Genomic DNA, 19,036 nt, shown 5'->3' on the forward strand with positions numbered 1-19,036 from the left:
GTCTTGCCGTGGTCAACGTGACCAATCGTGCCGATGTTGCAATGCGGCTTAGAACGTTCAAACTTTTCCTTTGCCATCGTACCAGATGCCTCGTGTCTGAGGGGTCTTGCCCGACCCGGATTTCCATCGCGGGCCATGTATTGGCTTGCGGCGGGAAAATCAAGCGGCAGATGGTGCAGCGATGCGGCGGGCCGCGCCGGCGTTATCCGGCCTCAGCGGCGACGGGTTCCGGCCCTGCCTCGGGCGCCTCGCCCTCCGGCGCCGGGCCGAACCAACCGTCCTCGGCCTGCCTGCGCCGCAGCCAGGTTTCCACCTTCAGCGCGGCATTGGCCGCAAGCGCCCGCATCTGCTCTTCCTTCGACTGCGTCAGCCCCGACCCGATCACCGTCTCGGGCGACACCGCTTCGAGCACGGTGATCAGCTGGGCCTCTTCGTTGAGCTTGCTCTGGCTGGCGTCGTCCCAGGCGGTGACCCGCAGGATCAGCGCCGACTTGGGGCTCAGCACCAGCGGCACACCGGGCTGCGCCAGCACATAGCCCTCGACGCTGATCCCGAGGTGATAAAGCCGCGTGCCCTCGAACCGGCCGAACCGCTCTTCGATGGCCGCGTCGACGGCGGCGGTCCATTCTTCGGCCGTGGCCTCACGCGACAGCGGACCCTTGACGAGGTTGGGCGCCACCACCTCGGAAAATCCCAGCCGGAAGTCGCCCAGCGGCTCGACCGGCTGGCCCAGCTGGCGCAGACCGTCGGCGCAGGCTGACAGCAGACACAGAACCGACAGGGACAGAAGCAGGCGGCGCATGGGCTGGTCCTTTTCGCGGTAACCGGGCTTTCGGATAGACCAGCGGCGGGTGCGGCGCAACGAGGCACCACCTTTGCCCGCGCCGCCGCCGCCCCTACATTGAGGATACGAAAGGAGCGCCGCCATGACCGACCAGACCCCGATCCGCGCACTGCCCGCCCGCGTTCCGCTGGTGACCGAGCCGATGGGGCTCTGGGCCAGTCTGCAGGCGTCGCGGCGCAACATCCTGTCGATCATCCCCGACATCGCCACCCGCCAGCCGATGGTGTCGGGCAAGACCGGCGTGCGCTGGCACATGGTGATGGATCCCGGCGCGCTACGGCGCATCCTGCTGGAAAAGCTCGACGATTACCCGAAATCCGACGTCACAAAGAACCTTCTGCGCCCGGCCATTGGCGAATCGCTTTTTATTGCCGAGGGGGCGCATTGGCGCTGGCAGCGGCGGACCGCCGCGCCGGTCTTTTCGCACCGCAACGTGATGAACCTGGCCCCGATCATGACATCCGCCGCCGAACGCTCGGTCGCGCGGGTAGAAGAGGCCGGACCGCGCGCGGTGAACTTCCTTGACGAGATGGTGACGACCACCTTCGACGTGATCTCGGACGTGACGTTTTCGGGCGACAAGGGCTTCGACCGGGCGGCGGTGCACAGGGCGATCGACGGCTATATCGCGTCCGCGGGCAAGATCTCGCTCTTCGACATTCTGGGCTTTCCCGACTGGGTGCCGCGCCCGGGGCGGATGTTGTCGGCGGGCGGCGTGCGCGAAATGAAGCGCGTGGCCGATCAGGCCATCGAGGCGCGGGCCGAGCGCGGGCACGACGGCGTGCCCGACCTGCTCGACCTGCTGCTGGCCGGAGAGGACCCCGAAAGCCAGCGCCGCATGAACACCGCCGAGCTGCGCGACAACCTGCTGACCTTCATCGTCGCCGGGCACGAGACCACGGCGCTGACGCTTGCATGGTCGCTCTATTTGCTGGCCTTCGACGAGGCCGCGCAGGAGCGCGCGCGTGAGGAAGTGCAGTCAGTTCTCAAGGGCCGCCGCGCGGTGACCGGCGAGGATGCGCAAAAGCTGCCCTTCGTGCGCCATGTGGTGGACGAGGCGCTGCGGCTCTACCCGCCGGCGGCGATGGTATCGCGCACGGCGCAGGCCCATGACACGCTCTGCGGGCGCGAGATCCGGCCCGGCGACACGGTGATGATCCCGATCTACGCTTTGCAGCGGCATCACCAGCTCTGGCAGGACCCGGACGCCTTCCGCCCCGACCGGTGGGAGACCGGCAAGCCCGACCGCTACGCCTATCTGCCTTTCGGGGACGGCCCCCGCATCTGCATCGGCGCGTCCTTCGCCATCCAGGAGGCGGTGATCATCCTCGGCACCCTGCTGGCCAACCTGCGCTTCAAGGCGGTGCCGGGCAAGGAACCCGAGCCGGTGATGATCCTGACCCTGCGGCCCGAGGGCGGCGTCTGGCTCGAGACCGAGCCGGTCTGACCGGGCGGTCCGTCAGGGGTTTTTTAACGCCTTGTCAGACGCTTAAGAGGGTTTCGCAGCGAAACCGATTCGGCCCCCGTCGGGGGGCGTTTCCCGCGCATGTTTCGCAGCGAAACTGTTTTTGTGAACAAATGGTTAACATCCGCAGCCCGGCCCGAATCCCACGGCCCGCGCCCGCCCGTGGGATGGCGCCTCCCCATCCGTTCTGTGCACTTTATCCCGGCCAAGTCATTGCCCCGAACGAGCGGCGCGCCAACGCCACCAATGCGCCAGCCCGCCGGGACGGGCAGGCGCGGGCCGCGGCGGCCTGCGGTCTTGATTCCGCGGCCGAAATTCCGCTCAAGCAACATACCCGCCCTTCCGGGCGCTTCGGCCGTCCCCTGGACGCCCGACCGCTTTCAGCGGCTCGCGCCGCCCTTCGGGCCGGGGCTCCGCCCTTCCGGGCGCTTCGGCCGTCCTCCGGACGCCCGACCGCTTTCAGCGGCTCGCGCCCGGAACCCACAAGACGTCGGCTTTGCCGCCGTCGTTGGCAGTGCGGGCGGCGACGAAGAACCAGTCGCTCAGCCGGTTGAGGTATTTCACCGCCGTCGGGTTGACCGATTCCATCGTCGCCAGCTCCACCGTCATCCGCTCGGCCCGGCGGGCCACGGTGCGGCAGTGGTGCAGATGCGCCGACAAGGCCGATCCACCGGGCAGGATGAAGCTGCGCAGCGGCTCGAGCCCCGCGTTCATCTGGTCGATCTCTCGCTCCAGCCGGGCGACCTGGCTCTCGATCATGCGCAGCGGCGGATATTCCGCCTCGGCGTCGCGTTCCATATCCGGTCGGCAGAGGTCGGCGCCGAGGTCGAAGAGATCGTTCTGGATCACGCTCAGCCAGCCGTCCATCTCGCCCTCGGCATGCAGCCGGGCGACACCCACGACCGAATTGAGCTCGTCCGAGGTGCCATAGGCCGTCACCCGCAGCCCGTGCTTGGCCACCCGTGCGCCGTTGCCCAGCGCGGTTTCGCCGTCGTCGCCGGTCTTGGTGTAGATCTTGTTGAGAACGACCATGTCAGTTGCCCCCCCGGATCCAGACGAAAAGCAGGATCAGCAGCACCGCGACGAACTGGGCGATGATCCGCCAGCGCATCGCCTTGTTGGCGTATTTCTTGTTGAACGCCCCGCCCTTGGCGAAGCTTCCGATGCCGAAGAGCAGAACGCCCACGACGGCAAGCATGGCGATGGCCATGACGATGAACAGCGGATCCTGTAGCACGAGATGCCCCCTTTGGTCCTTTGACCGCCCACATAGCGGTCGGCGGGCGAAAAGCGAAGGGTGGTTCCGGGAAAATCGCTCGACGCCGCGGGCAAAAACCAAACCATATCTCCCGATGCGGGCCATGACAGATACCGGCAGTGCGAAGCGCTGTCCAACATCGGATCCCGCGACGTCGTCCGCCCGTTCCCGCCAAGGCCGGTGCCTTCGCGACGGGGTACAAGAAACCCGACGCCCAGGTCCCTCACGTATGAGGTTGCGGCTCTATCAGCCGATGGCCGCACCGAAACCGCCTGCCGTTAACTATTCTCTAACCGTGACGCGCGAACCCTCGGCCTGATCAGTCCGAAAAGGGGCCGCCATGGCCGCGCAGGCCTATACAGTCGCGTTCGAGGGGGTCGAGGCCCGCCCGGTCGAGGTGCAATGCGCCGTCACGCCCGGGCTGCCGGCCTTTTCCATCGTCGGCCTGCCCGACAAGGCGGTGTCCGAGGCGCGCGACCGCGTGCGCTCGGCCCTGACGTCGCTTGGCATCGCCTTGCCGTCGAAACGCATCACGGTGAACCTGTCCCCCGCCGACCTGCCCAAGGAGGGCTCGCATTTCGATCTGCCCATCGCCATCGGGCTGCTGGCCGCGCTCGATATCGTGCCGCCCGACGCCATCGCCGAAACCGTGGCCCTGGGCGAATTGTCGCTCGACGGCACGCTGGTGCCGGTCATGGGCGCCCTGCCGGCCGCCATGTCGGCGGCAGAGGCCGACCGCGCGCTGCTCTGCCCCAGCGCCTGCGGGGCCGAGGCCGCCTGGGTCGGATCGTGCCGCGTGATCGCCGCCGCCAACCTGATGCAGGTGGTCCAGCATTTTTCCGGCCAATCGGTCCTGGCGCCCTGCACCCCCGGAGAGGTCACGCCCGAACCGTCGCATCGCGATCTGCGCGACGTCAAAGGCCAGGAGCGCGCCAAGCGGGCGCTTGAAATCGCCGCGGCCGGGCGGCACCACCTGATGTTCGTCGGCGCGCCGGGGGCGGGCAAATCCATGCTGGCCGCGCGCCTGCCCGGCATCCTGCCGCCGCTCTCCCCGACCGAGGCGCTGGAAACCTCGATGATCCACTCGCTGGCAGGCCTGCTCGACGAAGGCGGCATCTCGCGCATCCGCCCGTTTCGCGAACCGCACCACACCGCGTCGATGGCGGCCATCGTCGGCGGCGGGCGCGGCGCGAAACCGGGCGAGATCAGCCTGTCGCACAACGGCGTGCTCTTCATGGACGAATTCCCCGAATTCGCCCGCACGGTGCTGGAAACCCTGCGCCAGCCCATCGAAACCGGCGAGGTCATGGTCGCCCGCGCCAATGCCCATGTGCGCTATCCCTGCCGGTTCATGCTGGTGGCCGCGGCCAACCCGTGCAAATGCGGCTATCTGACGGACCCCGCCCGCGCTTGTTCGCGCGCGCCGCTCTGCGGCGAGGATTACATGGGCCGTATCTCGGGTCCGCTGATGGACCGGTTCGACCTTCGGGTCGAGGTGCCGCCGGTGGCCTTTGCCGACCTCGATCTGCCCCCCTCCGGCGACAGTTCCGAAACCGTGGCTACCCGCGTGGCCGCCGCGCGGGCGGTGCAGAGCGACCGTTTTTCCGGCCATCCGGGCCTGCGCACCAATGCGGATGCCGAGGGCCGGATCCTCGACGATATCGCCGCGCCCGACACCGAGAGCCGCGAGCTGCTGACCCGGGCCGCCGACCTCTTCGGCCTGACCGCGCGCGGCTATCACCGCGTGCTGCGGCTGGCCCGCACCATCGCCGACCTCGACGAAAGCCCGTCCGTCCGCCGCCCCCATGTCGCTGAGGCCCTCGGCTATCGCCTCATGTCCGCCCGCGACGGCTGAGCGCTGCGCCGTAGGGTGCGCCTTCAGGCGCACCGCCCCTCAGCCCCCAAGCCCGTCCATCCAGCCCGCCAGGCCCCGCAAGGTCGCCTTGGCCTCGGGCAGCACATTGTGAAAGAGCGGCCAGACATGCGGAACGTTTCGCTCGATGCTCAGCACGCTTTCCACCTCTTGCGCTTGCAGCCTTGCGTGCATCCGAACCGCATCGTCACGAAGGATCTCGGTGTCCCCCACGGTCATCCACACAGGCGGCGCACCCTTGAACGCCCCGAAAAGCGGCGAGGCGCGAGGATCCTCCGGGTTCTGTCCGGCCAGGAACATCTCGATCATTTGCCCGATCCGGCCCGCCGGCAGCACGTTGTCGCACTCGGCATTTTCCGTCACCGACGGGGCGGAAAAGGTCATGTCCGTCAGCGGCGAAAAGGCAAAGACCCCCAAGGGCTTGTCCAACCCCTGCCTGAGCACCTCATGCAGCGCCGCCAGCGCCAGCCCGCCACCGGCGCTGTCGCCGCCGAGAATAACGTCATGCTCACCCCGCAACGCGCGGTAACAGGCCAGCGCATCCTCGATCTGGGCCGGGAACGGATGCTCGGGCGCAAGCCGGTAATCCGGCAGACAGGCCGCCCGCCCGGTCAGCGCCGACAGTTTCGCAAGCATGGCCCGATGCGTGTCCGACGACCCAAAGACATAGGCCCCGCCGTGCAGGTAAAGGATCACCGGCCCGCCGCCGGCCGCGCCTCTGGCGCTGACCCATTGCACCGGCACACCCGCCAGCGCGTCACGGCGATACACCGTCCCGCGCGGCGCGTGAAAATAAAGCCGCGACTTCAGCTCGAACGCCCGCCGCAGCCGATCCGGCGCCTGGCGCGCCAGCGCCGGCTTTTCGATCCAACGCAGCTGCCTGTTAAGAAGCGCGAGCTGCCAGCTCACGCCCGCCGCGCCTCGATGGCTTCCCAGATCTTCGCCGCGATGTTGACCTCGTCAAAACGCTCCAGCTCCTGGATGCCGGTGGGCGAGGTGACGTTGATCTCGGTCAGATAGTCCCCGATCACGTCGATCCCCACGAACACCTGCCCCTTTTCGCGCAAAAGCGGACCGATGGCCGCACAGATCTCACGGTCGCGCGCACTCAGCGCCACCTTCTCGGCGCGCCCGCCCACATGCATGTTCGACCGCGTCTCGCCCGCCGCCGGCACCCGGTTGATCGCCCCCACCGGCTCGCCATCCACGAGGATCACTCGCTTGTCGCCGTTTTCCACCGCCGGCAGGAATTTCTGCACGATCAGCGGCTCGCGCGAAAAGGTGGTGAACAGCTCGTAGAGCGAGCTGAGGTTCCGGTCGTTCCGATCCAGCCGGAACACCCCCGCTCCGCCATTGCCGTAAAGCGGCTTGAGGATGATGTCGCCATGCTTGGCCTTGAAGGCGCGGATCGTGTCCAGATCGCGCGCGATAGTCGTCGGCGGCGTCAGATCCGGAAAGTCGAGCACCAGCAGTTTCTCGGGGTAATTGCGCACCCAGAACGGGTCGTTCACGACCAGAGTGCCCGGGGCCAGACGGTCCAGCAGATGGGTGCTGGTGATGTAATGCATGTCGAAGGGCGGGTCCTGGCGCAGCCAGACCACATCGAAATCCGCCAGATCCACGCTGCGCATCTCACCCAGCTGGGCATGATCCCCCTGCACCCGCCGAACCCGCAGATCCTGCCCGCGGGCGGTGATCCGCCCTTCCTCGAACGCCAACTGGTCCGGTTCGTAATAGAACAGCTCATGCCCACGCGCCTGCGCCTCTTCGGCCAGCCGGAACGTGCTGTCCGCGGCAATGTCGACCGCGCCGATCGGGTCCATCTGGAATGCAATCTTCATGGGGCCTCTCCTTGGTGCCCCGGATAAATGGCGCAAGCGCAGCGCCGGTGCAATGCCGCAGAGTTTCAGACGTAGGCGTTTTCCAGAATCCTGATCTGCCCCGCATCGTTCATCAGCGCCACGTCGAAACGCATCTCGGTCAGGGAGCCGCGGGCATGGGCCCCGGCATATTCCTCCCCCGCGAGCTGGATGCGGTCGATCTGACGGCGCGTCAGCCCTTCGAGAGCACGACCGAAATTCCGGCTTTTCTTGACCTCGACAAAGATCAGCTGCTTGCCGTCATCGGCGATCAGGTCGATTTCGCCGGCCGCGCCGCGCCAGCGCTGCGCCACGATGGCCGAGCCGCGTTCGGTATAGTGGCGCGCCACCTGCCCTTCCGCCGACAGCCCGGCGTGATAGGCGGTAGACCCCGTGGCGCGTCGGCGTTCGGCCGCATCGCGGCGCGCCGGTTCGTTCCGGCGTTCGGTCGCCCAAGGAGTCTGCCCCGGCTGCAAGATCATGTCATCCCTCCGACCCGGATGAACGGCCCGCCGGTTATTTCCGGCCGGCAAGTTCCATCGCCTTTTGATAGATCGCCCGTTTTGGCCGACCGTACATGCGTGCGACGAAATCGGACGCATCCCGCACCGACATCGTCAAAAGTGCTTCACTTAAACTCGATTCGACCAAGGATTCATTAATTTCCCCCGCCCCTTTGCCGATCAGCACGACAATTTCGCCTTTCACCGCCGTTGCCGCGATGTCTTCGGCGAGCGAGCCCAGCGTGCCGCGCCGGCATTCCTCGAACTTCTTGGTGATCTCGCGGCAGATCGCGGCGGGGCGTTCGGGGCCGAGCACGGCGGCGGCATGGGCGAGCATGGCCGCCAGCCGCTTGGGCGATTCGTAGAAAACCAGCGTCGCCGGCACCTCGCGCAGCTCTTCCAGCGCGCGTTTGCGGGGTCCCGCGGCATTGGGCAGGAACCCCGCGAAGAGGAACCTGTCGGTGGGCAGGCCCGCCAGCGTCAGCGCAGCCACCGCGGCCGAGGCCCCCGGCGCCGCCGTCACGCCGTATCCGTCCTCGACCGCCGCCCGCGCCAGGTCGAAGCCCGGGTCCGAGATCATCGGGGTGCCCGCCTCGGAGGCATAGGCGACCGATTTGCCCTCGGCCAGCGCACCCAGCAGGCGCGGCCGCACCCGCGCGCCGTTGTGGTCGTGGTAGGCCACCAGCGGGCGGTCGCCCAGCGCGACGCCGTGGATCTCCATCAGCCGGCGCAGGCTGCGGGTGTCCTCGGCGGCCAGCACATCGGCCTCGGCCAGAATGTCCAGCGCCCGCAGCGTGATGTCGCGGGCATTGCCGATCGGCGTCGACACCAGATAGAGACCCGGCGCCAATCCGCCCTTTTCCCGATTCATCTCTGGACCCGTCCTTTCCGCTCGTTATGATCGCCCGCAATGACGCGCGGGCCTGGACCCGCGTCCGACAACGAGGGAGTGTGCTATCCATGTTTGCCGTTTTGTCCTCTGCCCGCAAGGCGTTCCGCCGGGGTGTCGCCGCGCTGTCGCTGGTCGCTTTGACGGCCTGCGACGCGTCCCTCGTCACCGATCTCGGTGCCGGATCGGGCGGGCCGTCGGTCGATCCGAACGCCCCCATTCCGGTGGCGCTTTTGGTGCCACGGTCCGATGCCGGCGCGGCGTCGGTGGCGCAGAGCCTCGAGAACGCCGCCCGTCTGGCCATCGCCGATCTGAACGGCGTGCGCATCGACCTGCGGGTCTATGACACCGCCGGCAATGCCGGCATTGCCGCGTCGCAGGCGCAGAAGGCGGTCGACGAGGGCGCCAAGATCATCCTCGGCCCGCTCTTTGGCGAGGCGGCCAATGCCGCGGGCAATGCGGTGGCCGACGAGGGCATCAACGTTCTGGCCTTCTCGAACAACCCCTCGATCGCGGGCGGCAATGTCTTTGTCCTTGGACCGACCTTCTTCAACACCGCCGACCGCCTGCTGGGCTATGCCCGGGCGCGCGGCAGGAACAGCATCGTGGTCGTGCACCCGGCCAACACCGAAGGCGAATTCGGCCGGTCGGCGATCCAGCAGGCCGCCGAGCGCAACGGCGTCCGCATTGCCGCGGTCGAGAGCTTTCCCTTCAACGAAGCCGGCGTCGCCGCTGCCGTGCCGCGCGTGCGCGGGACGCTGCAATCCACCGGGGCGAATGGCGTCTTCCTGACCTCGACCCCCGCCGGGGCCCTGCCGCTGCTGCTGCAGCTGATGCCCGAGGCCGGCATTTCGCCACAGACGACGCAATACATGGGCCTCGCGCGCTGGGACGTGCCGCCGCAGACGCTGGGGCTTCCGGGCGCGCAGGGCGGCTGGTTCACCCTGCCCGACCAGAACATGCAGCGCAGCTTTACCGAGCGGTACGTCGCGGCCTTCGACGGCAGCCCGCACCCGCTGGCCGGTCTGGCCTTTGACGGGATCGCCGCCGTGGGCGCGCTGGCCGCGCAGGGCCGCCGCGACGCCCTGACCGGCGGGGCGCTGACGCAAACGGCTGGTTTTCAGGGCACAGGCGGTGTATTCCGGCTCTTGTCGGACGGCACCACGGAACGTGCGCTGGCCGTGGCGACGGTGCGCAACAATTCGGTAGTGATCCTTGACCCAGCTCCCTCCGGCTTCGGCGGCGCCGGCTTCTGACGCCGCTCCGGCCGACGCCCTTCCGGACAACCTGATCGCGCCGGCGGACGAGATTTTCGACCTGCCGGCGCAAAGAGACGCGCTTTTCGCCGCCCTGCCTTCGGGCGAAGGCGAGGGGGCGGTGCGCAAGGTCGTGGTGGCGCAGCTGTCCGCGGCGCAAAAGACCGGGCGCGAAGCGATCGCGCGGGCCTTTGCCGCGGACCCGCGCAACGCCCGCGCGCTCACCCGGTCCTACACCTGGCTGACCGACGGGCTGGTCACCCTCGCCTGGGAGGTGGCCACCCGCCACCTGCACCCGCTGCCCACCCCGACCGAGGGCGAGCGCATCGCGGTCATGGCCGTGGGCGGTTATGGCCGGGGCGAAATGGCCCCGTTTTCCGACGTCGATCTGCTGTTCCTGACGCCCTACAAGATCACCCCCTGGGCCGAGAGCGTGATCGAATCCATGCTCTACATCCTTTGGGATCTGAAGCTGAAGGTCGGCCATTCCTCGCGCACGATCCGCGATTGCCTGCGCCTTGGCGGGGACGATTTCACCATCCGCACCGCGATGCTGGAACACCGCTTCCTCACCGGCCACGAACCGCTTGCCCGGGACCTGGATCGGCGGCTCTGGTCCGATCTCTTTGAGGGCACCGAACGCGAGTTCATCGCCGCCAAGCTCGAGGAGCGCGACGCGCGGCACGAAAAGCAGGGCGGCCAGCGCTATATGGTCGAGCCCAACGTCAAGGAGGGCAAGGGCGGGCTGCGCGATCTGCAATCGCTCTACTGGATCACCAAGTACATCCACCACACCGACGACACCGAGGAACTGGTCCGCCATGGCGTCTTCCGCCCCGAGGAATACGCCACCTTCGTCAAGGCCGAGACCTTTCTCTGGGCCGTGCGGGCGCATCTGCACCTGGCGGCGAACCGTCCGGTGGAACAGCTGACCTTCGACATGCAGGTCGAGGTCGCCGACCGCATGGGCTATACCGACAAGGGCGGGCGGCGCGCCGTGGAATGGTTCATGCAGGATTATTTCCGCCACGCCACCGCGGTCGGCGATCTGACGCGCATCTTCCTGACCTCGCTCGAGGCGGATCACACCAAGGACGCGCCGCTCTTGTTGCGCATCTTCAAGCGCGCGCCGAAAACCAAGGACGGCTACGAGGTGCTCAACGGCCGCCTCGCCATCGCGGATGACAAGGCGTTCCTGTCGGACAAGATGAACATCCTGCGGCTTTTCGAAGAGGCGCTGCGGACCGGCCTGCTGATCCATCCCGACGCCATGCGGCTGGTGGCGGCGAACCTGCATCTGATCGACGACGATATGCGCACCACCAAGGAAGCGCAGCGCATCTTTCTCGATCTGATGCTGAAACACGGCAACCCCGACCGGGCGCTTCGGCGCATGAACGAACTGGGCGTGCTGTCGGCCTTTATCCCCGAGTTCGAGCCCATCGTGGCGATGATGCAGTTCAACATGTATCATTCGTACACGGTCGACGAACACACCATCCAGTGCATCTGGAACCTGTCGGAAATCGAGCACGGCAACCTGACCGAAGAGCTGCCCGTCGCGTCGACCATTCTCAACGAGGGGGTCAACCGCCGGGTGCTCTATGCCGCGCTGCTGCTGCATGACATCGGCAAGGGCCGGGACGAGGATCATTCGGTGCTGGGCGCCCAGATCGCGCGCAAGGTGGCGCCCAGGCTGGGGCTCAACAAGCAGGAATGCGCCACCGTGGAATGGCTTGTGCGCTATCACCTGCTGATGTCGGACATGGCGCAGAAACGCGACATTGCCGACCCGCGCACCGTGCGCGACTTTGCCAAGGCGGTGCAGACCAAGGAACGGCTGGACCTGCTGTGCGTGCTGACGGTCTGCGACATCCGCGGCGTCGGCCCGACCACCTGGAACAACTGGAAAGCGGCGCTGTTGCGCGCGCTTTACCGCCAGACCCGCCGCGCGCTCGAGGACGGGATGGAGGCGCTCAACCGCGAGAACCGCGGCGCCGAGGCCAAGAAGCTGCTGCGCGAACGCCTGCCCGACTGGGACGCGCGCGACATCCGCGCCGAAACCGCGCGGCATTACGGGCCCTATTGGCAGGGGCTGCATGTCACCGCGCATGTGGTCTTTGCCAATCTTCTCAAGGGCATCGACACCGACGAGATCCGCATCGACATCCACCCCGACGAGGACCGCGACGCCACCCGCGTCTGCTTTGCGCTGGCCGACCATCCCGGTATCTTCTCGCGGCTGGCCGGGGCGCTGGCGCTGGTGGGCGCCAACGTCGTCGATGCGCGGACCTTCACCACCAAGGACGGCTTTGCCACCGCCGCCTTCTGGATCCAGGATGGCGAGGGAACGCCCTATGAGGACAACCGCATCCCGCGTCTGCGCCAGATGATCGTCAAGACGCTAAAGGGCGAGGTCATCGCCCGCGAGGCGATCAAGTCGAAGGACAAGCTCAAGAAACGCGAAAAGGCGTTCCGGGTGCCCACCTCGATCACCTTCGACAACGAAGGATCCGAGATCTACACGATCATCGAGGTCGATACCCGCGACCGGCCCGGCCTGCTCTACGATCTGACGCGGACGCTGGCGAACGCCAATGTCTACATCGCCTCGGCGGTGATCGCGACCTATGGCGAGCAGGTGGTGGACACGTTCTATGTCAAGGACATGTTCGGGCTGAAGTTCTACACGCCGAGCAAGCAGAAGGCGCTGGAACGCAAGCTGCGCGAGGCGATCAGCGAAGGCTCGGACCGCGCCCATGCCTGACGTTCTGGTCAGTTCCGGGGCGCGGGTCTGGCGGCACTGGCTGGCCGCTGTCGCACTTTTGCTGCTGGCCGCCTGCGCCGAGGGCCCGACGACGGCGGGCAACGACACCGCCGATCGCATCGCCCGGCTGCGGTCCGACATCCTGGCGCTCGGCCCCGGTGTCGATGCCGAGGAGGCCGCCCGCGCGGCCCGGATCGCCATCGAATATCCGCTCAAGCTGCGGCAGGACTACCAAGTCTCCGACCCGGCGATCGTGCATAACATGAAGGTCAACAGCGGGCTGCGGCCGCGCGGGCTCTGCTATCAATGGGCCGACGATCTTCAGGCGCGGCTGGCGAAGGAAGAGTTCGAGACGCTCGACATGCACCGCGCCATCGCCAATGCCCGCAAGGTGTTCCGCATCGACCACAGCACCGTCGTGCTAAGCGCTTCGGGTGCGGCCTGGGACCGGGGCATCGTGCTCGACCCCTGGCGCTTTGGCGGCACGCTCTACTGGGGTCCGCCGCTTGAGGACCAAAGCTATGCCTGGGAGCCGCGCCAGCAGGTTCTGGCCTTCAAGCGCGCCCGCTTCGGCGACCGTGACAGGGACTGAGCGCGCAGCCCGCCAGCCCGCGCGACACAGCCCCGCCCCCCGCGCCGGAGCCTCGGCCTTGGACGTGGCGTGTTGCGCGATCCCCCGCTTCGAAATCCCGACCGGGAATGGCATCTTTAACCGAAGCCGCCGATGGGCTACTCCAATCCCCGTAGCCCCGGGCAGAGACATCGCCGCATGAAACCCATCCGCCTCCTTTCCGGCGTGCTCACCGTCGGGTTCTGGACCTTGATGAGCCGCGTTCTGGGCGTGGTCCGCGAGGTGATGATCCTGGCCTTCATCGGCCCCGGCCCGGTGATGGACGCTTTCGTGGCCGCCTTCCGCCTGCCCAACATGTTCCGCCGCTTCTTTGCCGAGGGCGCGTTCAACGCCGCTTTCGTGCCGATGTTCTCGAAACGCTACGAGGCCGGGGAAAACCCGCTGGGCTTCGCGCGCGACGCGATGAACGGGCTGGGCTTCGTGCTGATGATCCTGACCGGCCTGTCCATGGTCCTGATGCCCGCGCTGGTCTGGGCCACCGCGCAGGGGTTCGCGGGCGACGCCCGTTTCGACCTGACCGTGGCCTTCGGGCGTGTCGTCTTTCCGTACATCTTCTTCATCTCGCTGGCCGCGCTTTTCTCCGGAGCGCTGAACGCCACGGGCCGCTTTGCCGCCGCCGCCGCCGCGCCGGTCTTTCTGAACGTCTTCGTGATCGCCGCGATGCTGATCGGGTCGCGGGTGGGCGGCGAGATCGTGCTCTGGCTGGTCTGGACCATCCCGCTGGCGGGCATCGCGCAGCTGGCCATCGTCTGGGTCGCCGCCGAGCGCGCGGGCGTCAGGCTGCGCCCCGGCCGCCCGCGCCTCACCCCCGAGATGAAGCACCTGACCGTTGTCGCCGTGCCGGCGGCGCTTGCCGGCGGGGTGATGCAGATCAACCTGCTGGTGGGCCAGCAGGTCGCGTCGCATTTCGACAAGGCGGTGGGCTGGCTCTATGCCGCCGACCGGCTCTATCAGCTGCCGCTGGGCGTGGTGGGCATCGCCGTGGGGATCGTGCTGCTGCCCGACCTGTCGCGCCGCCTAAAGGCGCGCGACGACGACGGCGGGCGCGAGGCGTTTTCCCGCGCGGGCGAGCTGAGCCTGGCGCTGACCATCCCCGCCGCGGTGGCGCTGGTGGTGATCCCGCTGCCGCTGGTGTCGGTGCTCTTCGAGCGCGGCGCGACCGGGCCGGACGACGCCGCGGCCATCGCCGTGGCGGTGGCGATCTACGGGCTGGGCCTGCCCGCCTTCGTCCTGCAAAAGGTGCTGCAGCCGCTCTTCTTCGCGCGCGAGGACACCAGGACCCCGTTCCGTTACGCGGTCTGGTCGATGCTGGTCAACGCCGCCGCCGCCATCGGCCTTGCCCCGGTGCTGGGCTGGATCGCCCCGGCCATCGCCACGACGCTGGCGGGCTGGACGATGGTCGTGATGCTGGGGGTCGGCGGCCGCCGCCTCGGCCCGGTGGCGCGGTTCGACGACCGGTTCCGCCGCCGCATCTGGCGGGTGTGTCTGGCCTCGGCGCTGATGGGGGGCGCGCTCTGGGGAACCTTGCTGCTGATCGGGCCGTTCCTTTCTGTCGATTACTGGCGCTATTCGGCGCTTGCGGGGCTGATCGCGGTCGGCATTCTGGCCTACGCCCTGGCCGGGCAGGTCATCGGCGCGTTCCGGTTGTCGGAATTCCGCGAAGCCCTGCGCAGAGGAAAACGCTGAACCGATGACCCTGACCCCGCTCATCACCGCCGACGAGGCCTTCCCCGCCTTCGAACGCCTGGCCGCAGGCGCGCGCGAAGAGCTGATGATGTCGTTCCGCATCTTCGATCCGGCCACCAAGCTGCGCGCGCCCGAGCTGCGCGAGCGGGGGCTCGACACCTGGGCGGATCTGCTGACCTGGGTGGTGCGGCGCGGCGTGCGGCTGCGGCTGATCATCGCCGATTTCGACCCGCTGTTGGCGCAATCGCTGCACCGTCTGGCGTGGCGGTCGGCCTCGGGCTTTGCGGATGTTATCGTCGGCGACGTGCAGATCCTCTGTGCGCCGCACGGGCAGGCGGCGGGGCGGCTCTGGCACCTCGCCATGCGCGCCCGCCTGCGCAAGACGCTGAGCGCCCTGCGCGCCAGCGACCCCACGCGTCTGACCCCGGTGCAGCGCGACATTCTGGAAACCGCGCCGGTGCTGCGCCCGGTCACGATCCACCAGAAGTTCGCCCTGGCCGACGGGACGCGCTCTATCGTGGGCGGCATCGACATCAACCAGCGCCGCTTCGACACTGAAAAGCACGACCAGAGCCCCGAAGAGACCTGGCACGACGTCAGCATGTCGGTCGAGGACGCCGATTTCAGCGGCGCGCTGCGCGGGCATTTCGTCGACACCTGGAACGCAGCACTTATCTGCGGCGCGCCGTCGCTGGCCGAGCGTGCGTTGCCGATCGACATGCCGACCCGGCCGCAGGCCCCGCCGGATCTGCGCCTGATCCGCACCGTCTCGGCCCCATGCCCCGGCCTGACGCGGCTGGGCCCGACACCGAGGATCACCGACCATGAAAAGACCGTGCTGTCGCTGATCGGCGAGGCGCGGGAGCACATCTATATCGAGACGCAGTTCCTGCGGCACAAGCCCGTCGCCGATGCGCTTGTGGCCGCGGCCGCCCGTGCTCCGGATCTGCAGCTGGTGGTCGTTCTGCCGCCGGCGCCGGAACGGATCCTGTTTGACGGCGACGACGGCTGGGATGCGCGGCACGCCCACGGCCTGCAATTCCGCGCCCTGCGCCGGATCGCGGCGGCCTTCGGCGACCGCGCGGCGCTGATCTCGCCCGCGCAGCCCTGGGCCGCGGGCCGCGACGCCCCGGCGCTGAAGGGCGGCGGGACGGTCTATGTGCATGCCAAGGTGTTGCTGATTGACGATGCGGTCGGGCTGGTGGGCTCGGCCAACCTCAACGGCCGGTCCTTGCGGTGGGATACCGAAGCCTCGGTCCTCTTCCGCCGCCCCGACACGGTGGCCGCGCTGCGCAAACGGCTGGCCGAGAAGTGGCTGGGCGAGGATGCCCCGGGCGACACGGCCAAGGCCGCGACATGGCGGCAGGCGGCGCTGGCCAACATGGCCAAGGAGCCCGGGACGCGGACGGGCTTCGTGATGCCCTTCCCGATGGAAAGCGCAGACAGGTTTTCCAAGCGGCTTCCGTTTCTGCCTGACGATATGTTCTGAGCCGGAGTTGGTCGCAGAGGCCACGCGCACGGTAAGCCGCGACCGGCGCCTGCCCGTGGGGTGGCGCTGCAACATCCGTTCTGCGCGCTTTATCCCTGCCCAGTCATTGCTTCGCGTGATCGGCACGCTCACGTCGACAAAGCGCCAGCCCGCCGGGACGGGCAGGCGCTGGTCGCGGCGGCCTTCGGCCTTGATTCCGCGACTGGGGGAGCACCGAACTAAGGCCTAACCGCGCCGCAAGTACGCCAGCAACCGCGCCCATCCGCCCGGCACCAGCAGGATCGACAGGCTGAACCCCGTGGCAAAGGCCGCCAGATCGGCCACCCAGTCGTTGCCGCCGCCGAACAGAAGGCCAAAGAGCAGTTGGATGAACAACAAGAACCCGATCAGCGAAAACGCGCGGACCTGCGGCGCGCCCAATTGCCCCAACCGCATCCACAAAAGATAGGTGAACGCCCCGATCAGCCCGTAGACCGGCGGGAACGCCCCGAACAAAGGCTGCGGGTCGTTCAGCAGCACGCCGTAGGCCAGCGCCCCGCCGATACCCGAGACGACGAAGACCGCCAGCATCGCCACGCCGCCCATCGCCTCGGCCACCATCTTGCCCAGCGCCAGCAGCATCGCGCCCGCAAAAAGCGCCTGGGTGAAGGTGGCGTGCACGAAAGGATAGGTGACGAAGCGGATCAGATGTTCGAACCGCCAGCTGCCGGTCGCCCACATCCAGGACAGAATCTCGCCCGAAAAGGCGTATTGCTGCAACGCGGCCAGCCGCCAGCCCACAGCGCCCGGCCCGCCTATGATCCCCCGCGCGCCCAGCGAAAAGGCCAGCTCGATCCCCGCGATGAACAGAAACAACGCCGCCACAACCGGCGGCAGCGGATTGACGGGCGTTTCGTTGTGCGGATGGGTCATGGCGCGGTCCTCGGGTGATCGGTCCGGGGTTTCTTGACGGTGGTCCGGGGCATGGGTAAGGCACGCACAGCCAAACTTCCAGATGGAGAATTGCCATGTCCGAGGGGGTCCAAACCTCTCCCGCCTTCACAAAACGCGTGTTTTCCGGAATTCAGCCGTCCGGAGGGCTGACGCTGGGCAATTACCTCGGCGCGATCAAACGCTTCGTCGACATGCAGGACAGCGGGGTCGAGACGATCTATTGCGTGGTCGATCTGCACGCGATCACCGCCACGCTCTTTGACCCCGACACGCTGCGCCAGCAGACCCGCGAGCTGGCCGCGGGTTATATCGCTTCGGGGCTCGACCCGCAAAAGTCGATCCTCTTTAATCAAAGCCAGGTGGCCGAGCACACCCAGCTGGCGTGGATCTTCAACTGCGTCGCACGCATGGGCTGGATGAAGCGCATGACCCAGTGGAAGGACAAGGCCGGCAAGAACCAGGAGAACGCATCGCTTGGGCTGCTTGCCTATCCCGCGCTGATGGCGGCGGACATTCTGGTTTATCACGCCACCCATGTGCCCGTCGGTGAGGATCAGAAACAGCATCTGGAGCTGACCCGCGACATCGCGATCAAGTTCAACCACGATTACGGCGTCGACTTCTTCCCGATCACCGAACCGGTGATCGAGGGGGCCGCGACACGGGTCATGAGCCTGCGCGACGGGTCCAAAAAGATGTCCAAGAGCGATCCGTCGGACATGAGCCGGCTGAACATGACCGACGACGCCGATGCCATCGCCCGCAAGATCCGCAAGGCCAAGACCGACCCCGAGCCCCTGCCCGACACGCTCGAGGGGCTGGACGACCGCCCAGAGGCGCGCAACCTGGTCAACATCTACGCCGCCCTGGCCGATATTCCGCCCGAGCAGGTGATTGCCGAACATGCAGGTCAGCAATTCGGCACGTTCAAGCCCTCGCTGGCGGATCTGGCCGTGGCCAAGCTCGAACCGATCTCGTCCGAGATGGCGCGGCTGATGCAGGACCCAGCAGAGATCGACGCGATCCTGCGCGGCGGTGCCGACAGGGCCCGCGCCATCGCCGCCCCGGTGTTGGAGCGCACCTACGAGATCGTCGGCATGGTCCGCTAAACGCTAGCGCTTGCGTCGCCCGCCGGCGCTGCGCTTGTGAAAGCCGGGCGGGCGTTTGGCCACCCAATCCAGAAACCCGCGCATCCGTGGATGCGCGCGCAGCGCCTCGGGCGTATCGAAGTCCCGCGCCAGCTCGGCCTCGGTAAAGGTGGCGTGGATTTCGTTGTGGCAGATCTGGTGCAGCAGCACGGTCGGCCCGCCCTTGCCGCCTTTCAGCTTCGGCACAAGGTGGTGCAGGCTCTGACGCACATCCGGCGGGATGGGCCGCAGGCACAGAGGGCAGACAGGATCGGGCAAACCTGGGCCTTTCCTTGGGGTGACGTCGAAGACCGGCACGGCGCGGTGCGGTCCGTCAATATATGGCGCCTTCCCGCGGCCGGGCAATTTCCCTCCGGGGGATCACGGCCCGCCGCCGCCCCACTTGCGCGCTTCGGGTCAAAGCGGCATGACGGGGGCCATAACGCCACGCCGGAC

The 19,036-nt window shown here is 67.7% G+C and carries 17 protein-coding genes and 1 pseudogene; 8 read left to right on the forward strand and 10 right to left on the reverse strand.

Annotated elements, in window-relative coordinates:
* A pseudogene (locus RXV88_RS16635) lies at positions 1–77 on the reverse strand (elongation factor Tu); the annotation flags it as partial.
* Between the two features lie 125 nt (positions 78–202).
* The gene (locus tag RXV88_RS16640; protein WP_316294620.1) at positions 203–802 is read right to left on the reverse strand and encodes a hypothetical protein; all 600 of its coding nucleotides are present in this window, start codon (positions 800–802) and stop codon (positions 203–205) included.
* A gap of 124 nt (positions 803–926) precedes the next feature.
* On the opposite strand from RXV88_RS16640, the gene RXV88_RS16645 reads away from it, so the two are divergent.
* Positions 927–2,291: a cytochrome P450 gene (locus RXV88_RS16645; RefSeq protein ID WP_316294621.1), complete on the forward strand. Its 1,365-nt coding sequence runs from the start codon at positions 927–929 to the stop codon at positions 2,289–2,291.
* A gap of 477 nt (positions 2,292–2,768) precedes the next feature.
* Here the strand turns inward: RXV88_RS16645 and RXV88_RS16650 are convergent, their stop codons facing one another.
* Both RXV88_RS16650 and RXV88_RS16655 read right to left on the reverse strand, forming a co-directional pair.
* Positions 2,769–3,341: a cob(I)yrinic acid a,c-diamide adenosyltransferase gene (locus tag RXV88_RS16650; RefSeq protein ID WP_316294622.1), complete on the reverse strand. Its 573-nt coding sequence runs from the start codon at positions 3,339–3,341 to the stop codon at positions 2,769–2,771.
* A gap of 1 nt (position 3,342) precedes the next feature.
* Complete coding sequence (locus tag RXV88_RS16655; protein WP_316294623.1) at positions 3,343–3,546, reverse strand: twin transmembrane helix small protein; 204 nt, start codon at positions 3,544–3,546, stop codon at positions 3,343–3,345.
* Between the two features lie 361 nt (positions 3,547–3,907).
* Here RXV88_RS16655 and RXV88_RS16660 point away from each other — a divergent pair, with 361 nt between their 5' ends.
* Positions 3,908–5,422 carry a YifB family Mg chelatase-like AAA ATPase gene (locus RXV88_RS16660; RefSeq protein ID WP_316294624.1) on the forward strand — a complete coding sequence of 505 codons (1,515 nt, stop codon included), beginning with the start codon at positions 3,908–3,910 and terminating at the stop codon, positions 5,420–5,422.
* 39 nt (positions 5,423–5,461) lie between these two features.
* Here the strand turns inward: RXV88_RS16660 and RXV88_RS16665 are convergent, their stop codons facing one another.
* The 4 genes from RXV88_RS16665 to rsmI form a co-directional block, all read right to left on the reverse strand.
* Entirely contained in the window at positions 5,462–6,349 is an 888-nt protein-coding gene (locus tag RXV88_RS16665) for an alpha/beta hydrolase (RefSeq protein WP_316294625.1), read from the reverse strand.
* A complete protein-coding gene (gshB, locus tag RXV88_RS16670; RefSeq protein WP_316294626.1) occupies positions 6,346–7,281 on the reverse strand; it encodes a glutathione synthase in 936 nt (311 codons plus the stop codon). The genes RXV88_RS16665 and gshB overlap by 4 nt, the downstream gene beginning before the upstream one ends.
* A gap of 65 nt (positions 7,282–7,346) precedes the next feature.
* Positions 7,347–7,781, reverse strand: coding sequence for a YraN family protein (locus RXV88_RS16675; RefSeq protein ID WP_316294627.1), 435 nt, complete (start codon positions 7,779–7,781; stop codon positions 7,347–7,349).
* A 34-nt stretch (positions 7,782–7,815) separates the two neighbouring features.
* Positions 7,816–8,673: a 16S rRNA (cytidine(1402)-2'-O)-methyltransferase gene (rsmI, locus tag RXV88_RS16680; RefSeq protein ID WP_316294628.1), complete on the reverse strand. Its 858-nt coding sequence runs from the start codon at positions 8,671–8,673 to the stop codon at positions 7,816–7,818.
* 89 nt (positions 8,674–8,762) lie between these two features.
* Here rsmI and RXV88_RS16685 point away from each other — a divergent pair, with 89 nt between their 5' ends.
* From RXV88_RS16685 to RXV88_RS16705, 5 genes are all read left to right on the forward strand, one after another.
* Positions 8,763–9,947 (forward strand): penicillin-binding protein activator, encoded by a 1,185-nt coding sequence (locus tag RXV88_RS16685; protein WP_316294629.1) that lies wholly within the window; start codon positions 8,763–8,765, stop codon positions 9,945–9,947.
* Entirely contained in the window at positions 9,907–12,714 is a 2,808-nt protein-coding gene (locus tag RXV88_RS16690; protein WP_316294630.1) for a [protein-PII] uridylyltransferase, read from the forward strand. The genes RXV88_RS16685 and RXV88_RS16690 overlap by 41 nt, the downstream gene beginning before the upstream one ends.
* Positions 12,707–13,306, forward strand: coding sequence for a hypothetical protein (locus RXV88_RS16695; RefSeq protein WP_316294631.1), 600 nt, complete (start codon positions 12,707–12,709; stop codon positions 13,304–13,306). Before RXV88_RS16690 ends, RXV88_RS16695 begins: the two co-directional genes overlap by 8 nt.
* Before the next feature lie 177 nt (positions 13,307–13,483).
* Positions 13,484–15,031 (forward strand): murein biosynthesis integral membrane protein MurJ, encoded by a 1,548-nt coding sequence (gene murJ / locus RXV88_RS16700; RefSeq protein ID WP_316294632.1) that lies wholly within the window; start codon positions 13,484–13,486, stop codon positions 15,029–15,031.
* A gap of 4 nt (positions 15,032–15,035) precedes the next feature.
* The gene (locus tag RXV88_RS16705; protein WP_316294633.1) at positions 15,036–16,520 is read left to right on the forward strand and encodes a phospholipase D family protein; all 1,485 of its coding nucleotides are present in this window, start codon (positions 15,036–15,038) and stop codon (positions 16,518–16,520) included.
* A gap of 225 nt (positions 16,521–16,745) precedes the next feature.
* Here RXV88_RS16705 and RXV88_RS16710 read toward each other — a convergent pair whose 3' ends face one another.
* A complete protein-coding gene (locus tag RXV88_RS16710) occupies positions 16,746–17,432 on the reverse strand; it encodes a rhomboid family intramembrane serine protease (protein ID WP_316294634.1) in 687 nt (228 codons plus the stop codon).
* A 95-nt stretch (positions 17,433–17,527) separates the two neighbouring features.
* On the opposite strand from RXV88_RS16710, the gene trpS reads away from it, so the two are divergent.
* The gene (gene trpS, locus RXV88_RS16715; RefSeq protein ID WP_316294635.1) at positions 17,528–18,562 is read left to right on the forward strand and encodes a tryptophan--tRNA ligase; all 1,035 of its coding nucleotides are present in this window, start codon (positions 17,528–17,530) and stop codon (positions 18,560–18,562) included.
* 3 nt (positions 18,563–18,565) lie between these two features.
* Here trpS and RXV88_RS16720 read toward each other — a convergent pair whose 3' ends face one another.
* Positions 18,566–18,859: an HNH endonuclease gene (locus RXV88_RS16720; protein WP_316294636.1), complete on the reverse strand. Its 294-nt coding sequence runs from the start codon at positions 18,857–18,859 to the stop codon at positions 18,566–18,568.
* Positions 18,860–19,036: the final 177 nt, after the last annotated feature.

Source organism: Aestuariicoccus sp. MJ-SS9 (genome assembly GCF_032586235.1).
Classification (GTDB): domain Bacteria; phylum Pseudomonadota; class Alphaproteobacteria; order Rhodobacterales; family Rhodobacteraceae; genus Aestuariicoccus.

Excerpts from the sequence above, each read along its gene's own strand:
- RXV88_RS16640 (WP_316294620.1), bottom strand. The coding sequence starts at position 802 with ATGCGCCGCCTGCTTCTGTCCCTGTCGGTTCTGTGTCTGCTGTCAGCC.
- RXV88_RS16645 (WP_316294621.1), top strand. The coding sequence starts at position 927 with ATGACCGACCAGACCCCGATCCGCGCACTGCCCGCCCGCGTTCCGCTG.
- RXV88_RS16650 (WP_316294622.1), bottom strand. The coding sequence starts at position 3,341 with ATGGTCGTTCTCAACAAGATCTACACCAAGACCGGCGACGACGGCGAA.
- RXV88_RS16660 (WP_316294624.1), top strand. The coding sequence starts at position 3,908 with ATGGCCGCGCAGGCCTATACAGTCGCGTTCGAGGGGGTCGAGGCCCGC.
- gshB (WP_316294626.1), bottom strand. The coding sequence starts at position 7,281 with ATGAAGATTGCATTCCAGATGGACCCGATCGGCGCGGTCGACATTGCC.
- RXV88_RS16675 (WP_316294627.1), bottom strand. The coding sequence starts at position 7,781 with ATGATCTTGCAGCCGGGGCAGACTCCTTGGGCGACCGAACGCCGGAAC.
- rsmI (WP_316294628.1), bottom strand. The coding sequence starts at position 8,673 with ATGAATCGGGAAAAGGGCGGATTGGCGCCGGGTCTCTATCTGGTGTCG.
- RXV88_RS16685 (WP_316294629.1), top strand. The coding sequence starts at position 8,763 with ATGTTTGCCGTTTTGTCCTCTGCCCGCAAGGCGTTCCGCCGGGGTGTC.
- RXV88_RS16695 (WP_316294631.1), top strand. The coding sequence starts at position 12,707 with ATGCCTGACGTTCTGGTCAGTTCCGGGGCGCGGGTCTGGCGGCACTGG.
- murJ (WP_316294632.1), top strand. The coding sequence starts at position 13,484 with ATGAAACCCATCCGCCTCCTTTCCGGCGTGCTCACCGTCGGGTTCTGG.
- RXV88_RS16705 (WP_316294633.1), top strand. The coding sequence starts at position 15,036 with ATGACCCTGACCCCGCTCATCACCGCCGACGAGGCCTTCCCCGCCTTC.
- RXV88_RS16710 (WP_316294634.1), bottom strand. The coding sequence starts at position 17,432 with ATGACCCATCCGCACAACGAAACGCCCGTCAATCCGCTGCCGCCGGTT.
- trpS (WP_316294635.1), top strand. The coding sequence starts at position 17,528 with ATGTCCGAGGGGGTCCAAACCTCTCCCGCCTTCACAAAACGCGTGTTT.